Raw genomic sequence first — 2,095 nt, forward strand, 5'->3', positions numbered from 1 at the left:
GATGGCGCAGTTGATGGCCGCCTCCATGGTCGGGCCGTCACGACACTCGCCCAGCACCAGATCCGAGTTTTCGCGGCGCATGGAGCCTTCGACAAACAGCGGCGGCGTCATGTTTGGCGGTCGGATCTCCGTCTGGGTGATCCGGTTGCCGTTGGGAGGCTTGAGGCTGTCGAAAAGGAACTCGATCGGCTGCTCGCCCGTGGAGATGTTGCATGAGACGGTCGGATCCATCAGCCGCTCGTGGATCAGCCCGAACTGCAACGTGGTCTTGCCCGATCCGGTCGATCCTCCCGTGAGAACCATGCCGCTTCTGAGCAGGTTCGTGTCGCGGATCTCCTGCTCGACGCGCTGCTCGTCCAGGCTCTTCGGCAGGGTCGGGATCGGCCGCAGGACAAGATTCATGCCCGGGCCGCGCATGGTCTGCACGGGGAAAATGTTGATACGAAAGCGCAGGGACTCACGACGGTTGAGCGTAACGCTATAGGCCGTATCGAGCTGAAGGCTGATCAGGACGCGCGCCGAGCCGTCCGCGCCATAGACGTGATCCACGATCTGCTTGAGATCCAGCGATGTCGTGGGGTCCATGGTGGCGTAGCGGTTGCGGCCATGAACCGTGAGCGTGGCCCGATGTCCGGTCAGCAGGTCGATGCGCGACGCACCAAGGCCATGCGCCCATTTCAGGAAGTCATCGAGACCGGGTGCATGTTTCCGGGCTTCAGCAACCCAAGGGTACTCGCGCTTCGCCCGCTCGTGTGCCCAGGTTTCGGCGTCGCGCAGTTTGAGGACGGCGCTCATCGGCAGTCCTCCGGATAGGCCACACGGGTGCGGGCCTGGAGGCCGGGCTGTCCGGTGATGCGGATGACACGGTCGCCAAGATGCAGACTGTCGCCGCCGCCCACGGCCTGACGGTTCTCGAAGACCACGCGTGGCTCTTCGACACGACCGGCCCGCAGAAGCACGCGATAGCGGGCCATGCCCGTGATGTCGCGCTGAAGACGGGAGAGATCGGACAGGTAGATCTCATCAGCCACCTTTTCTCCGGATGCCCAGCCTTCCGCCACCCAGTCGTTCCAGTGCCGCACTTCCTTGTCCGTGTGAGGCAGAGCGGATGAGGCCGGATGACGCGGCTTGTTCCAGGAGCGGACGAGATAGGTCCGCCAGTTCGGGGCGGCGGACGTAAGCTGTGCCTCTCGGGTAATCTCGAAGACGCAGCGGCTTTCATGAGCGATGGTGCCTGTATCGTTCAGGGCAAACGCCATCTGCGCCTGACTGACGATCGGGGGCTGCATCAGCGTCTGACCATCACCGACCGGCAGAACGAAGGGGCGGAAATCGAATGTCGTGTCGAGGATTGGCTCGTTATGGCGCAGCATTTCGTTGATGGCGAAAGACCGCGCCGCCTGTCCGCCCTGTGCGCCGTAGGTCAGCGCGGCCTGCCGGATCTGCTCGCGTCGGCCTGGCTTGAGGTCGTCGCCGGCTTCATCGTTTGGTCGAGCGTCCTGCAAGGCTTCGAGAGACGGTGGGGCCTCACCGCCTGTGATGCGGTCGAGCTGAAGGGCGCCCGTGACCGGGGTGTTGGCAGGGTTGCCCAGGGCCTCATCATTGGCGTTGATCTGATCCGCGCCCGGCTCAGGCGGGTTTGGCATGGACACGAGCGTTCCGCTCCGGGCTGGCGGAGGAAGGGAACTCGTGGACGGCATGATGGTGCCGGTGTCGGCTGCACCTGCGAGAGATGGGAATGCGAGGAAGGCAGCCGTTGCGAGGCCGCAGAGCAGGGCGCGATCAGCCATGGTACGTCACCGAGATTGCGTGGGAGAGGGGATCGACAGAGACGGTGGCCTGATCTCCCGCCTGCTCGCCGAGCGTGCGCAGGTGGTCAATCACCGGGGCCACGGCATTGATCTGGACAATGACCTTCCGGTGGGGGCCGAACGTGGTCACGCTGTAGCCGATGTCCTTGCCGAGCTTGCGGACCGCAGGCTCAAGGGGGCCTTGCCAGACAAACCAGACCTGACGCTTGAGGTCAGCGGGAAGGCCGGGGTCCGGTGTCATGGGAGGTGGGGTCGGGCGCAAGGTGCCGAGCTGGGCCAGATCA

3 protein-coding genes are annotated in these 2,095 nt (G+C 64.5%); all 3 read right to left on the bottom strand.

The features are described 5' to 3' along the window. Positions 1-795 (bottom strand): ATPase, T2SS/T4P/T4SS family (locus GCE01_RS16540; protein ID WP_099213705.1); only part of this gene is annotated, 795 nt, incomplete at its 3' end. Continuing rightward, complete coding sequence (locus tag GCE01_RS16545; RefSeq protein WP_099213706.1) at positions 792-1,790, bottom strand: type IV secretory system conjugative DNA transfer family protein; 999 nt, start codon at positions 1,788-1,790, stop codon at positions 792-794. The genes GCE01_RS16540 and GCE01_RS16545, both read right to left, overlap by 4 nt. Next, on the bottom strand, positions 1,783-2,095 hold a 313-nt coding region (locus tag GCE01_RS16550), incomplete at its 5' end, for a DotD/TraH family lipoprotein (protein ID WP_099213707.1). The genes GCE01_RS16550 and GCE01_RS16545, both read right to left, overlap by 8 nt.

Origin of the sequence: Gluconobacter cerinus (assembly GCF_002723935.1) — a bacterium.
In the GTDB taxonomy this organism is placed as follows: Bacteria; Pseudomonadota; Alphaproteobacteria; order Acetobacterales; family Acetobacteraceae; genus Gluconobacter; species Gluconobacter cerinus.